This is a genomic window from Frankia sp. Mgl5, assembly GCF_023242985.1.
GTDB lineage: Bacteria > Actinomycetota > Actinomycetes > Frankiales > Frankiaceae > Parafrankia > Parafrankia soli.
In genome coordinates, this window is the sequence record NZ_JALKFY010000793.1 from 1 (window position 1) to 860 (window position 860).

Below are 860 nucleotides of genomic sequence, written 5' to 3' on the forward strand. Positions count from 1 at the left end.
GGGCTCGCCGGTGGCAAGGACCTGACGGATCACCTCCCAGGCCCCGGGGTGGACGTCGGGGAGCAACTCGCTCAACGGCCGTTGCCCGATGTCGCTGGCGGACAACCCATTGATGGCTCGCATCGCGCGGTTCATCTGGCGTACCCGCAGCTTCCGGTCAGTGATCAGTAGGCCGATCGGGGCCAGCTCGAACAGCTGCGAGGTGAACAGCCCGGTCTCGGACCCGGACGGAGCGCCCGGGTCAGTTCCGTCGGGTGGATCCAGAGCGGCGGCCGAGTTCTCGCGGCCGTGCCGGGCAGATCCGTTCACGCCACCAAGTCACCACCGGACTGAACATCTGGCGCCCAGAAGCCGGTTGCAGGGCCTGCTCCGCGGTACGGGCGCACGACAGCAACGAAATCAGCGGGTGGCGGGCGGACAACCGTATAAATGGTCACCCAAGCGCCATCCCGGTTTACCACAGGAACGCCCATGCCCAGTGCGCTGCCGCCGAAACACATGATCGATTCCGCGGTCCGCGGCCTGCGCGCTGAAGCACGCGAGCAAGGCACGCACGTCGGCCATCTTCACCTCGGCGGGGACGGTGCTTGATCAGGATCGGCGAGGATGTATCGGGCACCACCACCGAAGACATCTCGATGTTGCACAGGTCGGTCAGTTTGACGACGACCTCGGTGCCCGAGCAGCCGTACGTCGGCGATGGGTTCGCCGGGGTCTGGAAGTCGGCGGCCAGGTCGCCGAGGTCCATGAGGAGGTTGCGGATCTGCTGGGTGGTCCACGGTCCGTCCGGGTGGGCGGTGACCCCGAGGATGTGCACGGTACGGGAGCCGACGTCCAGGGCGGAGAAGCAGTACAGACGC

1 protein-coding gene and 1 pseudogene are annotated in these 860 nt (G+C 67.0%); both read right to left on the bottom strand.

Annotated elements, in window-relative coordinates:
• The coding region (locus MXD62_RS39890) for a PAS domain-containing protein (protein WP_248832333.1) at window positions 1–309 on the bottom strand (309 nt) is incomplete at its 3' end.
• A 145-nt stretch (window positions 310–454) separates the two neighbouring features.
• A pseudogene (locus MXD62_RS27690) lies at window positions 455–860 on the bottom strand (hypothetical protein); the annotation flags it as partial.